The sequence below is a fragment of the Pseudarthrobacter sp. KH_020_B genome (genome assembly GCF_057840185.1).
This window is the reverse complement of the sequence record NZ_CM174506.1, coordinates 1,443,295-1,467,811: the sequence shown is the minus strand read 5'-3', so window position 1 is coordinate 1,467,811 and position 24,517 is coordinate 1,443,295. Positions and strand designations below refer to the sequence as shown.

15 protein-coding genes are annotated in these 24,517 nt (G+C 66.5%); 3 read left to right on the top strand and 12 right to left on the bottom strand.

Translation table 11 applies throughout. The features are described from left to right. Positions 1-45: 45 nt before the first annotated feature. From AC3IT0_RS06885 to AC3IT0_RS06830, 12 genes are all read right to left on the bottom strand, one after another. Positions 46-1,821 (bottom strand): protein kinase domain-containing protein, encoded by a 1,776-nt coding sequence (locus tag AC3IT0_RS06885; RefSeq protein WP_489323007.1) that lies wholly within the window; start codon positions 1,819-1,821, stop codon positions 46-48. Beyond that, positions 1,818-3,482, bottom strand: a complete 1,665-nt coding sequence (locus AC3IT0_RS06880) for an FHA domain-containing protein (protein WP_489323006.1) — start codon at positions 3,480-3,482, stop codon at positions 1,818-1,820. Before AC3IT0_RS06880 ends, AC3IT0_RS06885 begins: the two co-directional genes overlap by 4 nt. Before the next feature lies 1 nt (position 3,483). Further along, positions 3,484-4,386, bottom strand: coding sequence for a PP2C family protein-serine/threonine phosphatase (locus tag AC3IT0_RS06875; RefSeq protein WP_489323005.1), 903 nt, complete (start codon positions 4,384-4,386; stop codon positions 3,484-3,486). Further along, positions 4,383-5,807, bottom strand: a complete 1,425-nt coding sequence (locus AC3IT0_RS06870) for an RDD family protein (RefSeq protein ID WP_489323004.1) — start codon at positions 5,805-5,807, stop codon at positions 4,383-4,385. Before AC3IT0_RS06870 ends, AC3IT0_RS06875 begins: the two co-directional genes overlap by 4 nt. Then, entirely contained in the window at positions 5,804-8,287 is a 2,484-nt protein-coding gene (locus AC3IT0_RS06865) for a transglutaminase TgpA family protein (RefSeq protein WP_489323003.1), read from the bottom strand. The genes AC3IT0_RS06870 and AC3IT0_RS06865 overlap by 4 nt, the downstream gene beginning before the upstream one ends. After that, a complete protein-coding gene (locus tag AC3IT0_RS06860; protein ID WP_489323002.1) occupies positions 8,284-9,615 on the bottom strand; it encodes a DUF58 domain-containing protein in 1,332 nt (443 codons plus the stop codon). The genes AC3IT0_RS06865 and AC3IT0_RS06860 overlap by 4 nt, the downstream gene beginning before the upstream one ends. Positions 9,616-9,665: 50 nt before the next feature. Continuing rightward, the gene (locus AC3IT0_RS06855) at positions 9,666-10,637 is read right to left on the bottom strand and encodes an AAA family ATPase (RefSeq protein ID WP_489323001.1); all 972 of its coding nucleotides are present in this window, start codon (positions 10,635-10,637) and stop codon (positions 9,666-9,668) included. A 52-nt stretch (positions 10,638-10,689) separates the two neighbouring features. Further along, positions 10,690-16,818: an Ig-like domain-containing protein gene (locus tag AC3IT0_RS06850; RefSeq protein ID WP_489323000.1), complete on the bottom strand. Its 6,129-nt coding sequence runs from the start codon at positions 16,816-16,818 to the stop codon at positions 10,690-10,692. A 237-nt stretch (positions 16,819-17,055) separates the two neighbouring features. Beyond that, complete coding sequence (locus AC3IT0_RS06845; protein WP_489322999.1) at positions 17,056-18,180, bottom strand: adenylate/guanylate cyclase domain-containing protein; 1,125 nt, start codon at positions 18,178-18,180, stop codon at positions 17,056-17,058. Beyond that, positions 18,170-18,769 carry a PH domain-containing protein gene (locus AC3IT0_RS06840; RefSeq protein ID WP_489322998.1) on the bottom strand — a complete coding sequence of 200 codons (600 nt, stop codon included), beginning with the start codon at positions 18,767-18,769 and terminating at the stop codon, positions 18,170-18,172. The genes AC3IT0_RS06845 and AC3IT0_RS06840 overlap by 11 nt, the downstream gene beginning before the upstream one ends. After that, a complete protein-coding gene (locus AC3IT0_RS06835; RefSeq protein ID WP_489322997.1) occupies positions 18,762-19,670 on the bottom strand; it encodes a biotin--[acetyl-CoA-carboxylase] ligase in 909 nt (302 codons plus the stop codon). Before AC3IT0_RS06835 ends, AC3IT0_RS06840 begins: the two co-directional genes overlap by 8 nt. 68 nt (positions 19,671-19,738) lie before the next feature. After that, positions 19,739-20,641 carry an SDR family oxidoreductase gene (locus AC3IT0_RS06830; RefSeq protein WP_489322996.1) on the bottom strand — a complete coding sequence of 301 codons (903 nt, stop codon included), beginning with the start codon at positions 20,639-20,641 and terminating at the stop codon, positions 19,739-19,741. A 235-nt stretch (positions 20,642-20,876) separates the two neighbouring features. On the opposite strand from AC3IT0_RS06830, the gene AC3IT0_RS06825 reads away from it, so the two are divergent. From AC3IT0_RS06825 to AC3IT0_RS06815, 3 genes are all read left to right on the top strand, one after another. Beyond that, a complete protein-coding gene (locus AC3IT0_RS06825) occupies positions 20,877-22,460 on the top strand; it encodes an acyl-CoA carboxylase subunit beta (protein WP_489322995.1) in 1,584 nt (527 codons plus the stop codon). Between the two features lie 77 nt (positions 22,461-22,537). Then, the gene (locus AC3IT0_RS06820; protein ID WP_489323734.1) at positions 22,538-22,762 is read left to right on the top strand and encodes an acyl-CoA carboxylase subunit epsilon; all 225 of its coding nucleotides are present in this window, start codon (positions 22,538-22,540) and stop codon (positions 22,760-22,762) included. Positions 22,763-22,771: 9 nt separating this feature from the next. Further along, positions 22,772-24,457, top strand: coding sequence for a DUF885 domain-containing protein (locus tag AC3IT0_RS06815; protein ID WP_489322994.1), 1,686 nt, complete (start codon positions 22,772-22,774; stop codon positions 24,455-24,457). The last annotated feature ends 60 nt before the right edge of the window (positions 24,458-24,517 follow it).

Below are 24,517 nucleotides of genomic sequence, written 5' to 3'. Positions count from 1 at the left end.
ACGGGCGGTGCCCGCGTTCACTAACTGTTCCGGTCTGCTCTGCTGTCACTTGCGGATGCAGGCGATCGAGTCTTCTTCCAAGGGTGAGAACGCGCCGTCGCCCCTGACGATCATCACCTGGACACAGGTGGGTTCCGCCGGATTCAACGCCACCTGGGCGGTTGGCTCGGCGGTGGACTGGTACTCCCCGTTGCTGCCCAACGCATAGACCCGCCATTTGTAGGCGTCCCCCGACTTTGGCTGCGGATTGGTCCACGTGAAGGTCGCCTTGCCGGTGGCGTCCACAGTCCCCGCCAGGTCCGCGACGTCCGGGACTGTCCCGTTGTCCAGGGCATCCGCGGGCGGTTTGCTGACTTGGCCGGTCACTTCGACCTTCGGCGCCGGAGCCGAGGACGCCAGCACGATCCCGACAATGATGGCGAGGACCAGCAGCGTTCCGCCCGCGGCGGCGAGCCATACGTTGCGTTTGCCGTGGTCCGGCGCCGCCTCGGGGGCGGTTTCCGTGACCGGGGCCGGACGGCTGATGGTCGCGTCGATCTCCGGATCGGCCCGTCCCGCCGGTGCGGGAACGAGCCCGGGGCGCTGGACGGTTGCGTCCGGCGCGGAGCCGTATTCGGCGGCGGGTGCACTGCCGCGGAGCATTGTGGCATGGGCCCACTCCCCAGCGGAGTTGCTGTCAGCCTGGGAGCCGCCGCCCTGCTGGCTGTCCTGCTGGCCGGCGAAGAGGTTGCCCGGAACCTGGGGCCGGGGTCCTGCCAAGGCCGCAGGGGCCGGGGGGAATCCGCCGGCTGTAAAGCCCGACGGCGGCGCCCCGGTTCCGGGGCGTTGCGGCCGGGTGCGTGCCGGGAAAGTAGGGGCGCTGCCGGTCCGCTCCGGATCGATGGCCGCGATGCTGCGGACGCGGGTTTCCTCGAAGCCGTCGTCCGGGTGGTTGTCTTCCACGTGCTGCTCTTCGAGTACCTCGAAGGGTGTGACCGAAAGGTTCAGTTCGGCCTGGATCCGCTGCAGGGCGAGGGCAAATGCGTGGGCTGAGGAGTACCGGGACGCCGCGGACTTGGCCATCGCCGTGGACAGTGCGCGCTCCAGCGACTCCGGAACGTCGGCCCGGCCCAGGCGCGGGAGTGCTGCGCTGGTGATCCGGGAGATGAGTTCGCGCTGGGAATTATCGGTGCCGGGCATCACAAACGGCGACCTGCCGGCCAGCAATGTGTACAGCGTGGCACCGAGTGCCCAGACGTCCACCATCACGCCGTCCACGGGGCCGTCCGCGAACTGTTCCGGTGGTGACCACGGAATAGACATCCCGGCGTCGTCGTCGGCGTCGCCGCCCAGGGTGCCCGAGATCCCGAAGTCCGTCAGTGCCGGCCGGTTGTAGTCGGTCACCAGGATGTTCGCGGGTTTGATGTCCCTGTGGGCGATGCCGGCCCGGTGGGCGGTTTCGACGGCGGAAGCCACCTGGATGCCCACGGCCAGTACCTCATCAACACTGAAGCGCTGACGGCGGTACCGGACGTCCAGGCTGGGCCTGGAGCAATACTCCATGGCCAGGTAGGAGTGACCAGCCTCGGTCACCTCGGCCTCGAAGATGGTCACGATGTACGGGTGCGAGGAGAGCTGGGCCATCAGGTTGGCCTCGGATTCGAACCTGCGCCGGGCCCCCTCAGTCTTCAGGTCCGACAACAGGACCTTGACCGCTACTTTCCGGCGTGGCCGGTCCTGTTCGTAGAGGTAGACGTCGGAGAACCCGCCGGAGCCGAGCAGGCTGATGTAGGTAAACCCCGGAATGTGGGGCGGCGGCGCAACCGGCCGTTTGGAACTCAAGGAATCTCCTCAAAACGCAGTGAGATGTCGTCACCCAATTCGGCGATGTCGCCGTCGAGCAGGATGGCCATCTCGTTCTGGGCCAGGCGGCGGGGCGGCTGGCCCTGGCGGACCAGGACCGTGCCGTTCGTGGCCTTGAGATCGCAGAGCATCACATGCCAGCCCTCCAGCCGCACTTCGACGTGCGAGCGGGAGATGTCGCCGCTGGGGCTGGCCACCTGGACCAGCCGCGGCATCACACCACCCTGGACCCGGGACACGGACGGCTGACGCCCAATGACCAGTGACTGGTCAAGGTCAACCAGGGCACCGGTCGAGACGCGCATCCGGCCCAGCCGTGGCCGGGCCACCTGGACGGCATCGGCGGGCAGCGGCGAACCGCAGGCAGCACACCGCGCCTGGGTGGGCGGATTGGCGTGTCCCCTGCCGCAGACCCGGGCCAGCACCATGGGGCCGGCGGCTGAATCCGGCTCCGGAACCGGGGCGGGATGCGCGGCCATTCCTGCGAGGTCGCTCTTCATGATCGTGTGGCCGTCGTGGTCACCGTCTAAGGCGTCCTGGTCTGCTGCCGGCCCTCCTGCGTGGACTTCTGCCTGCACGTCCGCCGGGGGCTGATTCAATGGCGGCAGGTTCGACGGTGGCGGATTCGACGGCGGGGCAGCCTGGGCGGCTGGGGCGCTCCCGCCTGTCCGCCACGGGACCGAGTCGATGAGTCCGCCGATCACTCGGGCGGCCGCCGCGGCAGCAGGCGGTGTGGGAGCAGGCGGTGTGGGAGCCGGACCTGCCGGTTCGCGGGCAGGCGGGGCGGGAGCCACGCTGGCCGCTGCATCCGGCTGCCCTGCAGCCTCCCTCTCTGCCGCATCGACAGGTGCCGGAGCCTGGTCGACAGGTGCCGCAGGGGCACTGTCGTCTTCCCCGGGTTCGTCCCGGACTGCTGCGTCCTCGATGCGGCGGACAACGGTCCGTTCCCAAAGGTGGTCGTAGCTGCCGGTCATTTCGGGGGCCGGGACCTGATCAGGATGGGCGGCGGGTTCCGGGTCCGGCTCGGGCTCCAGCTCCCTAGGGGGCTCCGGGGTTTCGGCAGCAAAGTTGGAGTCATCGTCCATGAACCCCATCACCGTTTCGGCCGAGACCTCCCGGTCATGCGTGGGTGCCTTGGCCTCAGCGGGCGTGGCAGCAGGAGTCGCCACTTCGTCCACTTGAGTTCCGACAAGCGAGACTGTCAGCGTCTCCAGCAGGACCACGCCTTCGCTGAGCGGCAGCACGTTCCCGGCCTGGCCATCCCCGGGCTGGCCGTCGCCGGCTGCGGTGAGGCGGTACCACTCGGGTGTGTCCAGGCGGCGCTCCGTCCAGGTAGTGACGTCCCGCCCGTTCAGTTCCACGGGGCCGCCGGGCAGCTGCATGGTCAGGTCCAAATCGCCGCGGAGGAAGATCCGGAGCGCGTCACCGGAACCCACTATCCCGAACGACGGTATTTGCGCCAGGGAAACGCCAAAGCTGCTGGTGACGGCGTGGAGCACCTCGTGGACTTCCGGGGCGTCCGCCAGCAGTTCCCACAGGGACTGGACCAGGGCGGGCGGGGTTCCGGGCGCCAGGAGGACCACCGTGTTGGCCCGGACAACACCGAGCCAGGTGCCTACGGCGTACGTTGCGGTGGCCATGTCAGTGTTTCCCTCTTTCGTTGTCCTGGCCTGCGGGCCGGCTGGCGTCAACAATCGTGGCCCGGGGCAGCGTGACCTCCTCTGCCGCATCAGCGGCGGGGCGGGGCGCGGTGGTGGCGATGCCGCCGTCGTTCATCACGTTCCTGGCGTCCACCACAATGACGGTGACGTTGTCCCTTCCGCCGTTGCGGAGCGCGGCCTGGATCAGGGCATCCACCGCGTCCTGCGGGTGGCCCACGGTGCTCAGGATCCGGAACATGTGCTCGTCTGTCAGCTCGGCATTGAGCCCGTCGGAGCAGACCATGATCCGGTCGCCTTCTTCGACGGGCAGGAGCCAGTAATCAGCTTCGGTCTCGTCCCCGGTGCCCAGCGCCCTCGTCACCACGTGGCGGCGGGGATGGACGGTGGCCTGCTCGGGCGTGATTTCACCGGCATCCACGAGTTCCTGGACCTCCGAATGGTCCACGCTGACCTGCTCGAAGTGCCCTTGGCTCAGCCGGTATGTACGGGAGTCCCCGATGTTCATGACCAGCCAGTACGGCATGCCCATCTGTTCCACCACAACGGCACCGGTGAGCGTGGTCCCGGCCCGGGCGCCGGTCACCTCGCGGATGGAACTGTCGGCGCGGAGCAGGTATTGCTGGAGCACTGCCGCCGTGACGCTGCGCTCCCCCGTGGCGAGCTGTGGCATGGCAGCGAGGGCGCGGACACACATGCCGCTGGCAATCTCGCCGGCTTCATGTCCGCCCATCCCGTCCGCCACGGCGAAGACCGGATCCGAGGCGATGAAGGAATCCTCGTTCAATTCCCGGCGCAGCCCGCGGTCCGTGCCGTAGCCGTAGCTCAGGCTGAGGCCGGTTCCGTGGTCTGCGTCAGCTGTGTCACTGGCGGGCTGGGAGTTCATGCCTGTCCTAGGTGGAAGGAACGGTCACCAAAGTGGACAGTGGATCCCGGGCTGACAAATGCGGGTACACCGGACTGCAGCGGCGTGCGCCGGCCGTCCGGCGTGGTGACGGCGCTGCCGTTGGTGGAATTCCGGTCCGTCACCCAAATGCCGGCACCGTCGGTCAACAGGTGGAGGTGCGTCTTGGAGGTGGAGCGGCCGGGATCGTTGACCGCCAGCAGTTGGGCCTGCTGCTCGCCTGCCTGGCCCACGGGGTTGCGGCCCAGCAGGACGTTGCGGTCGAGCTGGAAGTCCCGGCCGTCGTCGAGTTTTATCCGCAGCACGGCGACGGGCGCCGCGTACGCTGCTCCACCGCGCATCTGTGTACGGTCGAGGTCGTCGTCGGGGTGGAACTGGGCGGCGGGCGCGGGAACCGCAGCGGCCGGGGCATGCGGCGCCGGGAAAGGAGCGGACGACGGCGGTGCGTACGGCTGGGGTGCGAACGGCTGCACGGCGGGCTGGGCCGCGGGCGCCTGGGCGTTCACAACCTGCGGCGCCTTTGCGGCCCCGGCCACAGGTGAGGCGACCTGCTGGACGGGCGGGAGGTCCAGGGGCGCGAAGCTGTAGGGGCCCTGGATGCCGCCGGAGGTGATGGGGTTGCGGCCGTCCTTGACGTCGAACACCAGTGTTTTGGCGGCGGAGTCATGCCAGCCGCGGAGGCTGCCATTGCGGTCCCAGGTGTTGGACACAACCACCAGTACGGCCCACGCCGCGCCGACCAAAAGCAACGGGCCGAGGATGAAGACGGCCACATCGAACCATTTGAAAACGACGATGGCAACGGCGGCCAGGAGCGTCAGGATGATGCCCGCGCCGGTGGTGACGCCGCGCAGGAACACTCCCCCGGCGCCGGGGGCGTAACCATCCTTGTCAGCGCTGCGAATGCCCATGACATGGTTGCCGAGGGTCTTCCCGGAGCGGCCTTCCATGCCCGCCAGGACCATCATGTAAACCAGCGTCAGCCCCAGGCCGATGCCGCCGGACAGGACCAGCGAACCAGTGTCGTAGATGATGAATCCGCCGCTTTGGGTGCGGGTGATTCCTGCGAACCCGATGGCGAATGTCACCACCAGGACCGCGACGGGGGCCAGCCAGTCGAGCACTGCCGCGCCGAGCCGTTTCCTCGCCGTGGCCGGAACAAGCTCAAGATTGGCTGCCATTCCCGTTCCTCCCCCTGGAGCCGTTTGTACTACCGGGATAGTACCGGGATTCTGGCTGGCGTGCCCCGCCGCACGCTCCATCATGGCCCGCTGCGCATGGTCCACGTTGCGTCCGCTGAGTGCTGCCCTGTTGGGCAGCGGCGCACCGCATGCCGGACAGAACGTGGCGCCGCCCCGGATCAGTTGCTGGCACCGCTGGCAGCGCTCGGCCTCGTTCATCATGATTCAGTGGGGTTCTTCCTGCCAGGGTTCCGCAGAACGGTGGACTCATCAGGCTCGGAAGCCGCCAGCGGGCCCAGCACGAGCCTGCCGCCACCCAGCTTAAGGGCGTTGCGGCCATCGGCCAGCAGCGACCGGGGCGAGAAGCGGGCCTGCTGGCGACGCCAGAACCCCAACGTCCCGGTCATTTCCTTCAACGAGCCGTCCACGATGGTCCAGTATTCGCGGACCTCCTCCTCGCTGGGCTGGCCGGCGCCGAAGATGGAGGCGTCCGCACGGTGCGCCAGCATGGTGGTGGTCTGCCCGGTGGCCGGGAACGATTCAGCGAGCACCCCTGCGCTTTCGCGCCGGGTTGCACGGGTGTCGATGCCGGCGCCCATATCCGTCGCGAGGCTGATCACCTCGTTCCAACCGCCCCCCACACGCTGGGCCGGGTGTCCCTCCATGAGGCGGGCCTTCCGGCGTCGTGATTTAAGGAGCGCGATCAGCAGCAGCGGCAGGGCAAGGATAGACAGTGGAATCAGGGCAATGCCCAGGGCCCCGAGGAGCGCACCCCAGAAAAGCCACGGATTGTTTTTCTTCTCGTCGGCGTCCAGGGCGTCCGGCGAGGAATCCGGCGGCAGATCGGCCGGTTCCTGCGGCGGGGGCGGCGGCTGCAGCACCTGGGGCTTGGGTTTTGACTTGTTTTCGGGGTCCGGCGGGATGGGGACATTGTCCTTGGGCGGCGTGGGGTCGAAGCTGACCCAGCCCACCCGGTCGAAGGCCACTTCAACCCAGGCGTGGACGTCATTGCCCGTGATCTTTACCTCGCCGGCGCCGTTCTCCGGGCTGGTCGGATCGGGGTAGAAGCCCATGACCACACGCGACGGGATGCCCAGGTGGCGGAGCATCAGCGACATGGACACGGCATACTGCTCGTCGTCGCCGAGCATCTGCTTGGCGGTCAGCAGGTTCCTGATCCGCGACGAACTGTGGCCGGAGACGCTGGGCAGTTGGCCGTCAGCGACCAGGCCGTTGCTGAAGGCTCCCGTCTTCTGGAAATGGGCCTCAATCTGGCGGACCCGGTCAATCGCGGTGGGCGCATCGGCTGAGAGATCGTTGGCCTGGGATCCCACCACCGGTGGGACCTCGACGGCGTCCGGCAGCGTGATCTTCGCGAAGTCGTACTGCGTCAGCTGGCCGTGTTCGAGCTTGACGGGATCGGACACCTGGACGCTGTAGGAATCACCCTTGGACAGGCCCTGCGTGGTCACTGCGGTGTCCGTGCCCGCGTTGAAGTACAGGCCGGACGCCGCGGCGGAGGCGCCCTGGTCAAAGCTCAGGCCGGTGGTCTTCCGGCCTCCCGGGACAAAGTAGCCCTGGTAATCCTCGATGGTGATGTCTATGGAGTAGTCGTTCGAGGGGACGACGCCTGCCGCATCGGCCAGGGTATTGATGGATTCGGTGTCGCCCACTTTGCTGAAGCTGCCGGAGCCGTTGGGGTCCATGTTGTAGTTGGTGCCGTTGAAGGCGTCCAGGGCGCCCAGCCGGACCCTGCCGTCCCGGGGCAGTCCTTTGACCACGAACAGGGTGTCGTCTTTTTTGTCCTTGACGAACGTCCGGAAGCTTGCAAGGGGCGTGATGTAATCCTTGGGATCGAACGGCGGGACCACCACGTTGCGCAGGACCTTGCGGTCACCGCCGGCGATGACCAGGGGCGCCGCCACCGCGGTAATAGCGACGCTGGCGGCGATCACGGCGGCGGCCGTGCCCAGCCGGCGGAGCTTGGCGCGCTGGGCTGTGGCGGCGTCGGTCTGCGGACGATTGACTGAGACTTTTCGCGTGTCGCTGCGCCGCAGCGCGTCGCGGCGGAAGGTGGCCCAGGCAATCGCTATGACGGTGAGTCCGATGCCACGCTCCACCGTGAGGAAGGCAGCGTTGGTGCTGAAGGCTATGCCCGTGACGAAGAGAACCAGCACGGGAAGCAGCGGCCAGTACGGGGTTTTCAGCCGCCAGGTGAGGACGCCGGCAACCAATGCGGTGAGCAGCGAACTCAGGAACGGGACGATCAGGACGCCGCCGGCAGACCCTACCGGTACGCCCACCGTGAGCATGTCCTTCCAGGCAAACACGACACCCAGGAGCAGGGTCCGCAGGGAGTCAAGGCTGGGAACAAAACCTGCAATTGCCGCATCCGGGACTGCGAGGAGCGCCCCGAACACAAGGTACGCGCCCAGCGCGAGGGCTGTGGTGATCAGCAAACCCAGGCGCAGGTGCGCGTTGGCGGCGGCGATGCCGAGGCCCAGGAGGATGCCGCCGAAGCCCGAGACCAGATAGTAGGGGTCGCCGCCGAAGCTGAGGCTGAAGCCCAGCAGGCCCAAACCCAGCAGGACGGTGAGGGCACCGGCGTCGAGCACATAATGCCAGGCCGGCTGACCGTCGGCGAACGATGATTCGTACGGCCGCTGCTGCGGGCGAGGCCGGAGGCCCGGTGCGGAGCTCATGCGGCCGCCTTTCTGAGGACGATGGCGAGGTCGGCGAGGTCGCCGAGGGTCAGCACCGTCAGGTCCGCAATGTTGGCGCGGCCGGGTGCGGCACCGATTTGGAGGCGCACGGCCAGGCTCCTGACACCGAGCGGGACGGAGGCCGCGGCCGAACGGAGCTGGGCGGGCGTCACGTTGCTGCCCACCACAAAAAAGACCACCGACGCGTTGGGGACGGTGTCGGCCAGTGTGCGGGCGAGGTCGACGGCGGTCCGCCGCATGGGGGTCCCGATGATCCGTGTCATGTCGTCCAGCATGTTTCGCCCGGTTTCGCAGCGCAGCGGCCCCTTCTGCGTCAGGACGTCCAGCTCGCGCTGCTCGCGGATGGCCTGCCGGCCGATCGAGGCAGCCGCGGAGATGGCCATTTCGAATTCCTGCTCTGACGCGTACTCGTCCGTGTTGATGGACAGTGAGATGGCAAGGTGGGCGCGCCGGGTTTCCTCGAACTGGCGCACCATCAGCTTGTTGGTCCGCGCGGTGGTCTTCCAGTGGATGTGCCGCCGGTCATCGCCCGGGACGTAGTCACGCAGGGCATGGAAGGAGACGTCCGCGCTGGACAGGTCCGTGGTGGGCATGCCCTCGAGGTCGCGGATGAAGCCCGCCGCGGAACCGGCCAGCGCCACTGTCTTCGGGTGCACAAACAAGTCTTCGGGCTCGGTCCACAGCACCTGGCGGCGGAGGAGGTGCAGCGGGTCTGCCCTGACGGAGCGGACAGGTCCCACCACGATGACGGCGCGGCGGGCGGTTGGAATGGTGAAAAGGTCCTCGTGCACCTGCGCGGGCTTCATCCTGGGCAGGTGGAAGACGGCGGTGGCGCTGCCCACCGGCAGTTCCAGTGCGGCCGGCAGCAGGGGCCGGGCCGAGGTGTTGGAGACGGCGATGCTTCCCACCGCACTGTCCCCGACTGACACCCGGGTCCGGGCAAGGTCCAGGACCACGCCGTAGGAGGACCGGCCCAGGATGAACCCGATGGCGATCAGGAAAAGGACAAAGGCCGCGATGGCCGCGGCTTTGGCCTCCTGCCAGCCGAAGGCCTGGCCGGCAGTCCACAGCAGGATGGAGGCGGCCAGGACAGACCAGCCCAGGACGCTGACCACCGAAAGCACAGGCCACACGTAGCGCAGCCACAGGCCACGGAGCTTCCCCCACGCCGGGGTGAGGGCGAGCGCGGCGGTGCTGGTGGCCTCGGACCAGACGGACGAGGGATGCAGCCTGGTGGGTCTGCCGTCCCGGCGGAAAGGTTGCCGGAGGCGTTCAGCAAGCCGGGTCAACGGAGTGCTGCTGGACATAAATGTGCCTTTGTTCGCGCTGGTCAGTGGTCTGGAACTCCGCCGGAGCGTCAGACGGCGGCGCGCTGCTGCGGTGCCGCGATGTCGGACAGCACCCGGGCCAGGACGGCCTCGGGGGTGGCACCGGAGAACTCAGCCTCCGGATCCATCACAAACCGGTGCGTCCACACCACGGCGGCCAGTTCCTTGACATCGTCCGGCAGGACGAAGTTCCGTCCCTGGCCCGCGGCCCAGACCTTCGCGGCCCGGACCATGGCGATGGCGCCACGCACGGAAACGCCCAGCCGGGTCTCCGGCGCGTTGCGGGTCTCCTCGCAGAGCCGGGAAATGTACTCAAGCACGGCGGTGTCCACATGGACGGTGGCAGCGAGGTCGGCCATGTCCGCGACGGCCTGGGTGGTGATCACAGCGGAGATTTCCTTGGAGCGGTCCTTCAGGTTGGCGCCGCCCAGCAGCCGGACCGTCGAGGCGTGGTCCGGATAGCCGATGGAGGTCTTGATCAGGAAACGGTCCAGCTGCGCCTCCGGCAGCCGGTATGTGCCGGCCTGCTCGATCGGGTTCTGCGTGGCCATGACCATAAACGGCCGGCCTGCTTCGTAGGTGACGCCGTCCACGGTGACTCGGGATTCCTCCATGACTTCCAGCAGTGCCGACTGGGTTTTCGGCGAGGCACGGTTGATCTCGTCGGCCAGGACGATGTTGTTGAAGATAGGTCCCTTGTGGAACTCGAACTTCTGCGTTTTCTGGTCGTAAATGGTCACGCCCGTGACGTCCGAGGGCAGGAGGTCAGGGGTGAACTGGATGCGGTTGTTGGAGCCCTGGACGGTGGCGGCCATCGCCCGGGCCAGCATGGTCTTGCCGGTGCCGGGGGCGTCCTCGAACAGGACGTGGCCCTCAGCCAGCATTGCCGTGAAGGTCAGCCGGATGACGTGTTCCTTGCCCAGGACCGCCTGTCCAACATTGGCAACGAGCTTTTCGAAGGTGCCTGCAAACCATTCGGCCTGCTCGGTGGTCATGGTCATGACGTGAGTCCTTTTCTTAGGGTGCGGGTCGTGGTGGGGGCGGTGGGGACTGTCAGCATCTGCCGACGTCCGCACCGCTGATATCGATCGTGGCGAGCTTGACGTACCAGCCCGCGTGGGGACCGCCGTCCATCCGGTACCACTTGTAGTACGACGCCGGGTTGGACGATTCGCTGGAGCCGTAGATGTTCATCCAGCAGGCGCTGTCGATCCAGCCGTCAGAGGTGGAGACCCAGTTCGCATCGCTGGAACCGCACCGGGCGTCCCCACCCACATTGCTGTAACGGTCCGGGACTCCCGGCTTCCCAGGGCAACTGTTGACGTCGCTCGGCTTGACGCGGACCTTGGTCGGCGCCGGCGGCGGGGTGGGATCGGCACCGGACGTGGAGGTTGCAGATCCAACAGGACCGTCCACCACAGTGACCGCCTTAACACGCAACGTATGGCTCTTGCCCCAGCCTCCGGCGCCGGCAGCGAAGCTGTTGGCCTGGCCCACGTTCTGCCAGCCACCACCGTCCATGCTGACCTCGTAGTGGTTGAGCGCACGTCCATTGGTGGCGGGGTTGTTCCAGGTCCAATGCACCTGGCCATCACCCTTGGCCGAGGTCCTGCCGTCCACGTTGGGCGCATTCGGTGGCCCGTAGGGGTTCCCGGTACCGATGGCTTTGGCGTCCCCAGACACGTTGTTCTTGGTGGACGTGGCAATGATGGTCACGGCGATGTCCCTGCCGTTGGTCAGCCCGTTGATGTTTCCGCCGCCAACCGGGATGCTTCCGGATTTGCCGTCTGCGTTGTAGGTGTACCGGATTTCCGTTTCCGTGGAGCCGTTGCGCTGGGCCTGCGTGAGCGGTGTGAACGTGACCTTGAGCTGGCCGCTGGTGCCGGTATCCGCCACCGTTCCGCTGCTCACCTGGCCTGGCTTTCCGGCCGCCCGGATCTGGGCGGACGGGTTGCTGGTGCCGCTGGTCCCGGCCTTGTTGGTGGCCGAGACGGTGAACGTGTAGTTGGACTCGGAATTGTCCACTGTGACGTTCTGGGTGGTGCCTGAAGCTACCGGCTGGGTGGCAACGACTGCCCCGCCCCTCAGCGTGGTGAGGGTGTAGGAGGAGACCGCGTCACCGTTGTTGTTCGGCGCAGTCCAGCTGACACGCAGCTGGCTTTGGGTTCCCACGGAACCGGCCTCGGCAGCAGTAGGTGGAGCAGGAGTGGCAGGTACACCGGCAGGCACTTCCGCCGCCGAATACGGGCTCCACTCGGACGGATCCTTGGCATCATTGCGAGCCAGGACGCGGACCTTGTACGAGACTCCGTTCTGGAGGCCCCTCCAGACGTAGCTCACCGCTGTCAGGTTCTGGATCTGGGCGTTCTGTCCCGGCGGGGCCGGTGAAATTTCCAGGTCGTAGGACTTGACCGGGGAGCCCTTGCTGGCCGGGGCCACCCAGTTCACGGAGAGCTGCTTGTCCCCGAACTTCAGGGTAGGCGCCAGCGGGGTGTCCGGCTTGACGTCCGGCCGGACCTCGGCGGAGGCCGGGGAACGGTCAGACTCACCGAACTCGTTGGTCGCGGTGACCTCGAAGTGGTACTTCGTGTTGTTGACCAGCCCGGTCAGTGTGCAGGTGTTGGCCGGGCAGTCCTGCCTGAAGCCGGGTTCGCCGTACACCGTGTACTTGGTAATGGGTGCACCACGGTCTGCCGGGGCAGACCAGCTGAGCAGCGCCGTCTTGTCCCCGACGCTCTGTGCCTGCGGAGTAGTCGGTGCCAGGGGCTTGTCCTTAACGGTGAGACGGATGCGCGCAGTGGCGTTACGGGAATCGTCTCCGGTCTTGTCTGCCACGGTGTAGGCCACCACCATGGTCCCCGTGAAGCCGGACGACGGCGTCACCGTCACCGAGTCCCCCGACACCGTTGCGCCTCCCTGTCCCGTCTCGGTTGATGCGGAAATAATCTTCAGTGCGGTCTCGGGGAACGGGTTCGCGTCGTTGGCCAGGACCTTCACGGTGACCGGTTTCCCCGCCGCCGCGTTCGGCTCCAGGTCGTCGTTCGCCACTGGTTTGGACCGGTTGGAGGCCGTGACGGCCAACTGGTAGGTGGCCGTTGCCTCAAGTCCGCGCGAGTCCCTGGCCTTGACCTGGACCGCACCGGTGGTGCCGGTGGCAGTGGCGCCGTCCACGGAGGTCTTGAGGACCTTGCCGTCTACCCGGGCATTAAAGCTAGCCGGGCTGCCGCCCACCAGTTCGTACTTCATGTTGTCCACATCGTCCCGGTCGGGGTCCGAGGTAAGCCGGCTCAGGTCCAGGTCCGCAGACTCGCCTTTGGGCACCTCGACGTTCGCGCCCAGGAGTTCCGGCGGGTTGTTGCGGTTGGGGTCCGGCAGCACCTTGGTGCGGATTCTCAGGGTGGACTTCAGTCCCTCCGGATCATCCGGCCCGGTGCCGTCGGTGACTTCAAAGCTGAGCGAACCCGGCCCCACGTAATCAACACCGGCCGTGTACTTCAGCGCCGTACCGTCGCCGGAAACGGGGTTGCTGCCATCCGAACCGATGAGCTTGATCCGGTCCGTCTGCGTCAACCGCGGTGAGCGGCCTTCCCGGACCTTGACCCACTCCTTGAGCTCGACGTTCACGGACTGGCCGGCGATGACCTCAATAACTTCGTCTTTGGCGAGGGTGGGAACCTGCTGGCCCAGCCCCGGTGCCCAGATGATGGCCGTGGACTTCTGCCCGTCCACGTCTTCGACGGTGTACGGGATCAGCTGCGGCTGTTCGGTCAGGTCCACAACCATGGTGCCGTCAGGCCCGGGGCGAGCGGTGAGGGACTCCGTGCTGAGCTTGAGGTTCTCGCCGACGCCGTCGGGGTCTTCATCGTTCTTGAGGACCGGCACGTCCACGGCGGTCTTGCCCATCGCCTGGGCCGAGGTGACCCGGTCGTCGCGGGCAATGGGTGCCTTCAGCGGAACCTCGTTGTCCACCACCACCCGGATGGTGGCCTGGGCGGCGGCGTCACGGTCGTCGGCGATGGTGTACCGAACGTTGACCGTCCCGGCAGCGCCGGGAGCGGTCAGGATGATGCGGCCGCTGGTCTTGCTCACGGTGGCCTGGAGGGCGTCGTCGGCCTCGATGCCGTCCGTGAGAATTCGTATCAGATCGCCGTCGGGGTCGGTGTCGTTGCCGCTGGCGTCGACGGCAATCTGCCGTCCCGGCCGGACCTTGACCTCGTCATCGACGGGGGTGGGGTTCTGGTTGGTCTCACCCCGCGGGGCGATGCCCACCGTCACGGTTCCGGTATTAACGGCGCCCTGGCGGTCCACCACCTTGTAGCGGAAGGTGTCAGTTCCGGCGCCGTCGCCGGCAGCGGTGAAGTCGATGAAGTTGCTGCCCACGGTGGCTGTTCCCATCGCCGGGGTGCTGTCGATGCCGGTCAGCTGGACGGAGTCGCCGTCGGGATCGATGCCGTCCAGCGGGACGGGAATGCGGACTGTTCCGGCGGCCACCACACGGGCCGTGAGGTTCCGCGGCTGCGGCCGGGAATTCTCGGCTCCTTCCAGGGGAAGGATGTGGATGGTGACGGCGGCGGCGCTCTTCTGCCCCTGGGGGTCCACCGCGTTGTAGATGGCGCGCACGGTCTTGGGCTGCGGCCCGGCGATAAACCGAAGGTTGTTTTCGGAGACGAAGCTCTTGCCGTCCAGTTCCTCCACTGCCTGCGGCAGGACCGGGTCGACAGTCAGCTGCTGGCCTTGCGGGTGGGTGTCGTTGTCCAGCACGGGGATGGTGACGACGTCGTTGACCCGGACGTTCACCTCGTCAGGTTTCGGCTGGGGTGCTTCGACGACGGCGGGAGCCGGGACGGGGACCACGGAGACGCTGCCGGTGGCTGACTTCTTGCCGTTGGACATGGTGTATTCAAAGAGGAACGGGTCTTTGGTGCCCAGCACATCGGTGATGCGCAGGACGCTGTGGTCGATCACGCTGACCGAGGCCGTGGTGTTGTCCGGCAGTTTCACGGACTGCAGCACCAGCACGCCGCCGGAAGGATCCGAGTCATTGGCCAGCGGGTCCAGCAGCACGCTGCCTCCGGTGGGCATCAGCGCAACGTCATGCACGGCCACGGGGTCACCGGCGTCCTTGCCGGATTCCACATCAACACGGATCAGGCCCTGGCTGCTCTGCGGGCCGTTGCTGGCGATGTAGGTCAGGTAGACGGGACCGGGAGTGGTGCTGCGGAACGTGAAGGTACCGCCGTCGGTGACGGGGCCGAGTTCGGCAGGACCGTTGGCCTCGACTTGGGCCAAGCGGAGGGCGCCGCCGTTTGGATCGACGTCGTTTTTCAGGGGCGCGATCACCAGGTCCTGGCCCACCACGGCAGTGACGTGGTCGGCGTTGACCACCGGCGCCAGGGCACCCGGTGGCTGCACGTTCACCACGACTTTCCCGGTGACCGTTGCCCGGCCGTCCCAGATGGTGACTTCCACATTTTTCTTGCCGGCAGTGGCTCCGGAGTCCTGGAACGTCAGCAGTCCGTCTCGGCGGACCTTGACCTGGTCTTGGTCGTTGTCCGCCTTGGCGTCGAGCAGGACCAGGTCGTCGCCGTCGGGATCCACCCAGTCGGTGAGGATGTTCTGGCTGACGGTTTTGCCCTGTTCCACCAGCATGGTGGTGGAGTCTCCGCCGCGCTTGAAGACCGGCGGCTTGTTTTCATCAGGTCCTACGACGTTGAGCGTGACCTGTCCGCCTGCTGAAAGTCCCCGGCCGTCGGCGGCGTTGTAGTTGAATGTCTCGGTGCCTGCCTGCGCGTCCGCGGGAACGGAAATCTGGAACGCGGTGCCGCCGTAAATGCTCTCCAGCGTTCCGGCTTTGGGCCCGGAATCGCCGACGGCGGCGGTCAGGACGTCGCCGTCGGGATCTGAATCGTTGTCCAGGACGCTGAGGATGGTGGTCCGGCCCGGGCGGACGCCCAGGGTGTCCGGTTTGGTTTCCGGTGGCCGGTTCGGTTTGGTGCGGTCGGGCAGGACGTTGATGGTGTTGTTGTCCGCCGATTCCTGGTCCTGCTCATCGGACTCGTTCTTGGGCGGAACAACGTCGTCCCAGTTGTTGACCAGCTGCATATTCTGGTTCACCAGCCACACATTCCCGGAGTTCACATCGTTCAGGACCACCAGGTCCCGGTTCACCCGGAAAACGTACGACGGCGACGCACTCGCCTTAGGCACGTCCACGTTCTTGTCATCAGCATCATTGGCACAGTCCCGGACATACTTGTTCGCCCCGGACCATGCAGCATGCACACACCCGGCCAGCTGCACCGGAGCCGCCGGCACATCCTGACCATCAAAGGTGAAGGTTTTTGCCGTGGACCCGTCCAGCGGCTGCTTCAGCAACGCCTTCTGCGTCGAAACCGCCACAAAATCACTCGCCGGACCGCCCTGCTGCAGCTTCGCATCCCGCGCGTTCTCCAGCTGCAGCCGCTTACCGCCCGGCAGGAACAGCTTCCCGGCGGCGGCATCCAACACCACCGGCTTATCCCCCACCACCGTGATCTGCAGGTCCCCCGCACCCTTCAGCTCACCCCACGTACTCGAGTCGCTGGACACCACTTCGCCGTTCGCGTCCACCGACGTGACAGTCACAACGCCCGACCTGGGATCGGCACTGTAGATCCGATCATCGGTACCCACTGCGGAGACCAGACCCTCGGAACCCACCATCACAGGTTCGGAGGCTTCCTGGTCAAAACCATTAACGGTGGACGGCGACACGGCCCAGACCTTGCCTGATGCCGCGTCCGTCACGGAGATCACGCCGGCACCGAAGCTCACATCCGCCGAACCCGGCAGCTGCTTGTCCCCGCCCAGGCGCATGTTCGCCGGAGAAACCTGGTTCAACGTCGAACCCGTCTCATCATCCACAAACACATCCCCGGCGTTCTGGAGAATATCGAAAGTGGTGCTCGCCGGCGTGACCGCACCATCCAAAACCCGCGACGGATAATTCAGCCGACCCACCGCATTTTTGGATTTGCTGACTACCCACACCCCGCCGTCGTTCAGCTCCACCTCAGTGGTCTTGAACCCCGGATAGATAATCGCGCCGGCGACCAACACCGCCCCGGCGGCGGCAAAGGCCGACCCGGTAACGATCTTGTTGTGGCGCTTCTTGAGACCGAACTTCCCCAGCAGTGATGTCACAGCGTTACTATTCCCTCAATTATGTGGCTGCCCCCCAGGGCGCCCCCTCCAAAGACCCGATACCGGGCTCTCTGTTCCCCGCGCCAGCCTACCGAACCATGGCAGCGGCCGCGATGGGGACAAGTTCCCAAGGGAGGTAAGCCTCCGGTCGGTCCCGACAGGGTCGGCTACAGCCGGGCACAACCGACTATAGCGGTATCCACCATCAAATGGATATATAGGTGCGGACGGTTGGCGCTAGTCGAGGACCAGGCCCTTTCCTTGTCCGCGGGCCAGGAGCACGGGATGGATTTCGCCGAACCCACGGACATTTTCAGCGGGCTGCGGGACGAGAATGAAGCGCTTGTCCTGGTCCAGCGCGGAAGCAGTCATGGAGTCGATCAGGACCGTTCCCGGATCCGCCAACGTGGTGAGCCGGGCGGCGAGGTTGACTGTGGGGCCGTAGATGTCCCCCAGCCGGGACAGGATCCGGCCCCAGACCATCGCCACGCGCGCTTCCGGCAGGATCTCGTCTTCGGTGAACGCCTGTGCCAGGGCCAGCGAGATCTCGGCTCCGGCAGCCGGCGTTTCGGCGATATACAGGACTTCGTCGCCTACTGTCTTAACCAGCCGCCCGCCGCCGACGGAAATGATCTCGGCGCATTTGTTCTCAAAGCGCTGGACCAGCCGGGCGAGCGTCTTTTCATTCATCCGGCGGGAGAGGCTGGTGTAGGAAACCAGGTCAGCAAAGCCGACGGCACGGGCCAGCGGCAGCGGGGCATCGTCTTCATCGCCGTCGCGGCCTTCTTCGCTGGCCCGCAGGCCGGCCTCGGCCCGCACGGCGAGGCGTTGAACGCCGGCATTGAGTTGCCGCCGCCACGAATAGACCAGCATCTCCTCCAGCGCGTCCAGCAAGGAGGGCAGCTCCCTCACCAGGCGCTTGCGGGCCACTGCGTCCGTGACGCCCTGCTCGTGGACCATGTCCTCCACCAGGGCCTCGATCTGCCAGACCACCATGCGGTCTGTCATCTGCCCGATGGACCGGGTCACGGAGATGGCGGCTTCTTCGGTCAGCACCCCGGTGCGGACCAGGTCAACCACGGTGGACAGCGCAGCCTGGTCCCGTTCGGTGAAGGCGACGTCTTCATCGCCGAAGTTCGGGAAGCCGAGGGCACGCCACAGCTTCCGGGCCGAAAGGAGGGACAGCCCGGCCCCGGCGGCCACCTCACGGCGCCGCAGTTTCCGTTCGCCGCCCAACAGCCGGGCCTCGAGAGCCTTGGCAGCCACTCGTTCGGGAGACAGTGTGCCTGTTGCCGGGTGGGCGGTTTCGGGCACGGCGGGAGCCGGCAGGTCCGCTTCTTCCCGGTGGTCCTCATCGTTCATCGTCTCCACCTTCTCTCAACTCCCACGGCAACGCTTCGTCTGTGTAATCCGATATCTCATCAGTCCCCGGGTCCCCGCCCGCAGGCAGTTCGTCGATCGCATCCAGCACAAAGCCCCGGAACCGTACGGCTTCCGGGACGTCCTGGATGCTCACCACACCTTGGTACCCGGTTTCCAAGGATATATTCCCGGAGCGCAATATGCGCTGCAGCACCGACTGGTGGACCGTGACGTTGCGGATCGACGCGAGGTTGACCTGCTCGTCCCGGCGCCGCACCATGCCGTAGCGGGCAACAATCCGCCGGCTCGTGAGGATGTACCGGGTTGCCTGCCACCGCAGCAGCCGAGGCAGGCAATATGCCAACCATATCCACGCAGCGGCCACGACGCATGCAAGGACGATCCACGGTGTCCAGTCAGCGGAGACCACAGGCACCAACCGGGTAGCCTCGCCCCGCACGGTCCAGGCACTGGCAAAGGCTGCAGCGGCCGGCGCCGCAATGAAGGCTGCGGCCGGACCGGCCAGTTTCCTCGGCTGCGGGCGGGTGATCGTAATGACCTGCTCGCCCGGCACGAGGCCTTTACGCATAGCCGCTTTCGGCGCCCTGCCCCGGCGGGGTCCATGGGCGCAGGTGGACCACATCGCCGGCGGTGACCACATGCTCGCGGCGGTCTTTGTCTACCACCAGGAGTGAGCCGTACTCGTCCAGCCTCGAAGCGTGCCCGATGATCTCGTGGTCACCGGGCAGCTGCGCGCGCACTTGCTTGCCCAGCGTCACCATCGCGGATTCCACCCGCTTGTGGAGCGAAGGGCCGCCGGCAATCCCGGCGGTGGGGTCGCCGTCGGCATTGCAGAAGCTGCGGTAGAGCACTGCGAAATGGGCGAGGTAGCTCTTGAGCAGCACGGTCCGATCAACAGTCAGCGGTTCTTCCAGGGCAACTGACGTCGCTGTGGGCACCGGGAGTTCCGCCGCGGTCAAAGTCACGTTCAGGCCGGTCCCCAGAATGACCGGAGGAACAGAACCGTCCCCCATGGGCCCCAGCTGGGCCAGGATCCCGGCGACCTTGCGGCCACGGACCAGGACGTCATTGGGCCACTTGAGCTCGGCCGGAATACCCGCGGTCTCAAGCAGCGTCTCCCGCAACGCCAGCGCTCCCAGCAGCGACAGCCACGAATACGTGTGGGTGGGCAGGGGCCTGCCCTCGGCGTTGGCGGGCCGAAGAACCACCGACACAGACACCGAGCTCATCGGCGGCGCATCCCACCGCCGGTCCAGGCGTCCCCGGGCAGCGGTCTGGTACTCGGCCGTCAGCACTGAAAGGTCCGGCCACTCTTTGGGCTCAACCGTCACCGAGCGCAGGAGGTCCGCGTTGGTGGAACCGGTGGAGTCCACCACCACCAGCTTGGCGACGCCCGTGGCCGCCAGGAAATCCTGGTCCGCCAAGGCGCCGCGATTCAACGGATTTCCTGGGGTGCGTGAGTCATCCATGGTTGAATCCTATCGACTCAGACGCCGCCGCTGGCTGTTCCCGCAGCCACATGACTGGAACCCGCGGCTCAGAGGAATATGTCCGGAACCAGCTGATCTTCCGCTGCCCCGAGGCTGTACGCACGGAAGTCGGTGACACCCGCCGCCCGGAGCACCTGTTCGTCCGTATAGAAGTTGCCGCTGGGCGCACTCGCGCCGGTCCCGTGCACGCCGGCAAGGTTGCCGCCGGTCAGGACGGCATGGGCTGCGTCGGCCATGATCTGCGGTCCGCGGGCGGCCTGGACCATTTCCCGGCCGCCGGGCATATTCCGGATGGCCGCCGTATCGATGAGGGTGCACGGCCAGAGGGAGTTGACGTTGATGCCATCGGCTTTGAGTTCCTCGGCGAGGCCCAGCGTGGTGAGGCTCATCCCGTATTTGGCCACGGTGTACGCCAGGTGCCTGCCTGCCCAGTGGGGGTCAAGGTTCAGGGGCGGCGAGAGCGTCAGGATGTGCGCGTGGGCCGATTTGCGCAGCGCAGGCAGTGACAGTTTGGACAGCAGGAACGTCCCGCGGACGTTGATGTCCTGCATCAGGTCGTAGCGCTTCATGTCCACGTCGTCGGTAGTGGAGAGATCGATCGCGGACGCGTTGTTGACCACGATGTCGATCCCGCCGAAACGTTCGACGGCGGCCGCCACGGCTCCTGCCACGTCTTCGTCACGGCGCACATCCCCAACGATTGCCAGGGCCTGGCCCCCGGCGGCCTCTACCTGCGCGGCGGCGCTGAAGACGGTGCCTGCAAGCTTGGCGTGGGGCTGGCCGGTCTTGGCCATAAGGACAATATTGGCACCGTCCTGAGCTGCCCGGGTGGCAATGGCCAGCCCGATGCCGCGGCTGCCGCCGGACATCAGAATGGTGCGGCCCCGGAGGGATCCGGAAGCCTGGTACGGCGCCGCGGCAGTGGACCTTGCATCGTTGCTGGAAGTCATGGCTCCACTGTAGCCGAGATATGTTACTGGTGAGTAACATAGGGCTGGCCGCTGGAAAGTGCGGAAAATTGTAGGTTTTCTACAGTCGTCCCACGCAGATGCGTCATTAGACTAGCCAGCAGGGTTCGTCTTTTGTGTGGAATCTACTTAAATCCCGCGCCTGACCTGCCATTTACCACCACACGCAGCACCACATTGTTACAGCACCAATCTGCTACAGAGCCGGAGACACTTGATGAGCCACGATCTGACAACGACAGCGGGAAAGATCGCCGATTTCCGCGACCGCCAGGCCCGTGCAGAACAGCCCTCCGGCCCCGAAGCCATCGAGAAGCAGCACGCCCGCGGCAAGAACACCGCCCGCGAGCGCGTGGACCTCCTGCTGGACGAAGGCTCGTTTGTGGAGCTTGACGCGCTGGCCGTGCACCGCTCCACCGCATTCGGCATGGAAAAGAAGAAGCCGCTCGGCGACGGTCTGGTCTCCGGCTACGGCACGGTGGACGGGCGTCCCGTTGCCGTCTACAGCCAGGACTTCTCGGTCTACGGCGGATCGCTGAGCCAGGTCAACGGCGAGAAGATCGTTAAAGTGCAGGAATTCGCCCTGCGCAACGGCTGCCCGGTTGTGGGCATCCTCGACGGCGGCGGCGCGCGCATCCAGGAAGGCGTGGCCTCACTGGCCATGTTTGCCGACATCTTCCGCAACAACGTCCACGCATCCGGCGTGGTGCCGCAGATCTCCCTCATCATGGGACCGTCCGCCGGCGGCGCGGCCTACTCCCCCGCCCTCACGGACTACGTGGTGATGGTGGACAAGACCTCGCACATGTTCATCACGGGCCCGGACGTCATTAAGACCGTCACGGGCGAAGACGTGGACATGGAAACCCTCGGCGGCGCCCGCCAGCACAATGCGACGACGGGCACCTCCGCGTACCTGGCCTCCGACGAAGCCGATGCCCTCGAGTTTGTCCGCGAACTGCTGGACTTCCTGCCGTCCAACAACCTCTCCGAGGCCCCGGTACTGGAGCACCAGCAGGAGCTGGAGATCAACGACGACGACCTCGCCCTGGATGCGCTGGTCCCGGACTCAGCCAACCAGCCGTACGACATGCGCACCGTCATCGAGCAGATCGTTGACGACGCACATTTCCTGGAGATGCAGTCCCTCTATGCGCCCAACGTCATCATCGGCTACGGCCGGGTTGAGGGACACACCGTCGGGATCGTGGCCAACCAGCCGCTGCAGTTCGCCGGCACGCTGGACATTGCCGCCTCGGAGAAGGCGGCCCGCTTCGTCCGGAACTGCGACGCCTTCAACATCCCCATCATCACCTTGGTGGATGTCCCCGGCTTCCTGCCCGGCAAGGACCAGGAGTTCCAGGGCATCATCCGCCGCGGCGCCAAGCTGCTGTACGCCTACGCCGAAGCCACCGTCCCCAAGCTGACGGTCATCACCCGCAAGGCCTACGGCGGAGCGTACATCGTGATGGGCTCGAAGAAGCTCGGCGCGGACCTGAACCTGGCGTGGCCCACGGCGCAGATCGGCGTGATGGGCGCCCAGGGCGCCGTTAACATCCTGTACCGCCGCGACCTGGCCGCAGTTGCCGAGGCCGGCGGGGACGTTGAGGCCCGGCGCGCCGAGGTCATCCGGCAGTACGAAGAAGAGCTGCTGAACCCCTACCAGGCCGCCGAGCTGGGCTACGTGGACGCGGTCATCGCACCGTCCGACACGCGGGGCCAGATCATCAAGGGCCTGCGCGCCCTCCGCGACAAGCGGGCGAGCCTGCCCACCAAGAAGCACGGGAACATCCCGCTGTGAACAGGGAAAAGCCGGTGGTTGAGTCTGGGGCCACGGCCGCCGGGTTCCCTGACCGAGCTCGCGAGGTTAGGGAGCGGCTGGGGAGCGAAACCAATGCCCCCGCCGAGGCCCCCGTGCTTTCTGTGGTCAAAGGGCAACCGTCGGCCGAAGAGCTCGCGGCGCTGACCGCCGTCGTGCTGTCCCTGGGCAGCGCGGACGCCGTGGCCACCGGGAAGCCCACCGCCCGCGACTGGGTGCGCCGCCAGCAGCTGCGGCTCGCCCCGACGCCGGGACCCGGCGCCTGGAGGCGGAGCCGGGGTTAGGCTCGTGGGGTGACTACCGAAGCCGCCCCTGCCTCCCGTCCGCACTCCGCCATCGATGCCGTGGCGGATGACTACACCGACACACTCATCCGCCTGAACCCGTCGCTTGCCACCGAGTTGGGGCTGCCCGGGCACGAGACCGAGTACCCGGATTACTCCCCCGCCGGCATCGCCGGTTTCGCGGCGGAAGCCCGCAAGGCCCTTGCTGCCCTGGAGGGCCTGGCGCCCCAGGACGACGTTGACGCCGTCACCCTGGACGCCATGCGGGAACGGCTGGGCCTCAAGCTGGAAATCCACGAGTCGGGCTGGGATGTGGCGGAATTGAACAACATCGCCTCCCCCGCTCAGGACATCCGGGCCATTTTCGACCTGATGCCCACCGAAACCGCTGAGCACTGGGAGCACATCGCCGGCCGCGCCCTGAACGTCCCCGGCGCCCTCCGCGGCTACATCGAATCCCTGCGCCAGGCCCGGGACGCGGGCAAGGTCGCGGCCGAACGCCAGGTCTCCATCGTCATTGAGCAGACCGCCAAATACGCCGCCGACGACGGCTTCTTCGCCAAGCTCGCCGCCGGGGCCCGGACTGCCGACGGTCCCCTGCCGGGCGAAACGCAGGAAAGGCTCGACGCCGGTGCTGCCGCTGCGCGCGGTGCCTACCGGGAGCTCGCGGAGTTCCTCCGCACCGAACTGCTGCCCGCCGCCCCGGAGCAGGACGCCGTCGGCCGCGAACGCTACGCACTGGCCTCGCGCTCCTTCCTGGGCGCCGCCGTCGACCTCGAAGAGACCTACGCGTGGGGAGTCCGGGAACTCGACAGGCTCATCGCCGAGCAGGAAAAAGTCGCGTCCATCATCAAGCCAGGGGCCAGCATCGAGGAGGCCAAGGACGTCCTCAACAACGACCCGGCCCGCCAGCTCAAGGGCACGGAAGCCCTCAAGGCGTGGATGCAGGAACTGTCGGACAAGGCCGTTGCCGAGCTTGCCGGAGTGCACTTCGAGATCCCGGACGTGATGAAGAAGCTTGAATGCCTTATCGCCCCGACCGACGAGGGTGGCATCTATTACACGGGCCCCTCCGATGACTTCAGCCGACCCGGGAGGATGTGGTGGTCAGTTCCCGCCGGCGAGGACACCTTCACCACCTGGGCCGAAACCACCACGGTCTTCCATGAAGGCGTTCCCGGCCACCACCTGCAGGTGGCCACCGCCACCTACCGACGGGAACTGCTGAACAAGTGGCGGCGCAACATCTGCTGGACGTCCGGCCACGGCGAGGGCTGGGCACTGTACGCGGAAAAGCTCATGCAGGAACTCGGCTACCTGGACGATCCCGGCGACCACATGGGCATGCTGGACATGCAGCGGATGCGGGCGGCCCGTGTGGTGTTCGACATCGGTGTCCACCTGGAACTTGAGATCCCCGAACGCTGGGGCACCGGAACCTGGAACCCGGACGCGGGCTACGACTTCCTCAAAGAGAATCTGCCCATCAGTGAAGGCCAGCTCAAATTCGAATTCACCCGCTACCTCGGCTGGCCCGGCCAGGCCCCGTCCTATAAAGTTGGACAGCGCCTCTGGGAACAGATCCGCGCCGACCTCGAAACCCGGCCCGGCTTCGACCTCAAGGCCTTCCACACGAAGGCACTGAATGTTGGCTCCGTCGGCCTCGACACCCTCAGGCGAGCGCTGCTCGGGTAACGGCTCCGCGTGAGATTCTTGCCACATCCAGGGCGGGAATAACTTCACAATTGCCTTGTA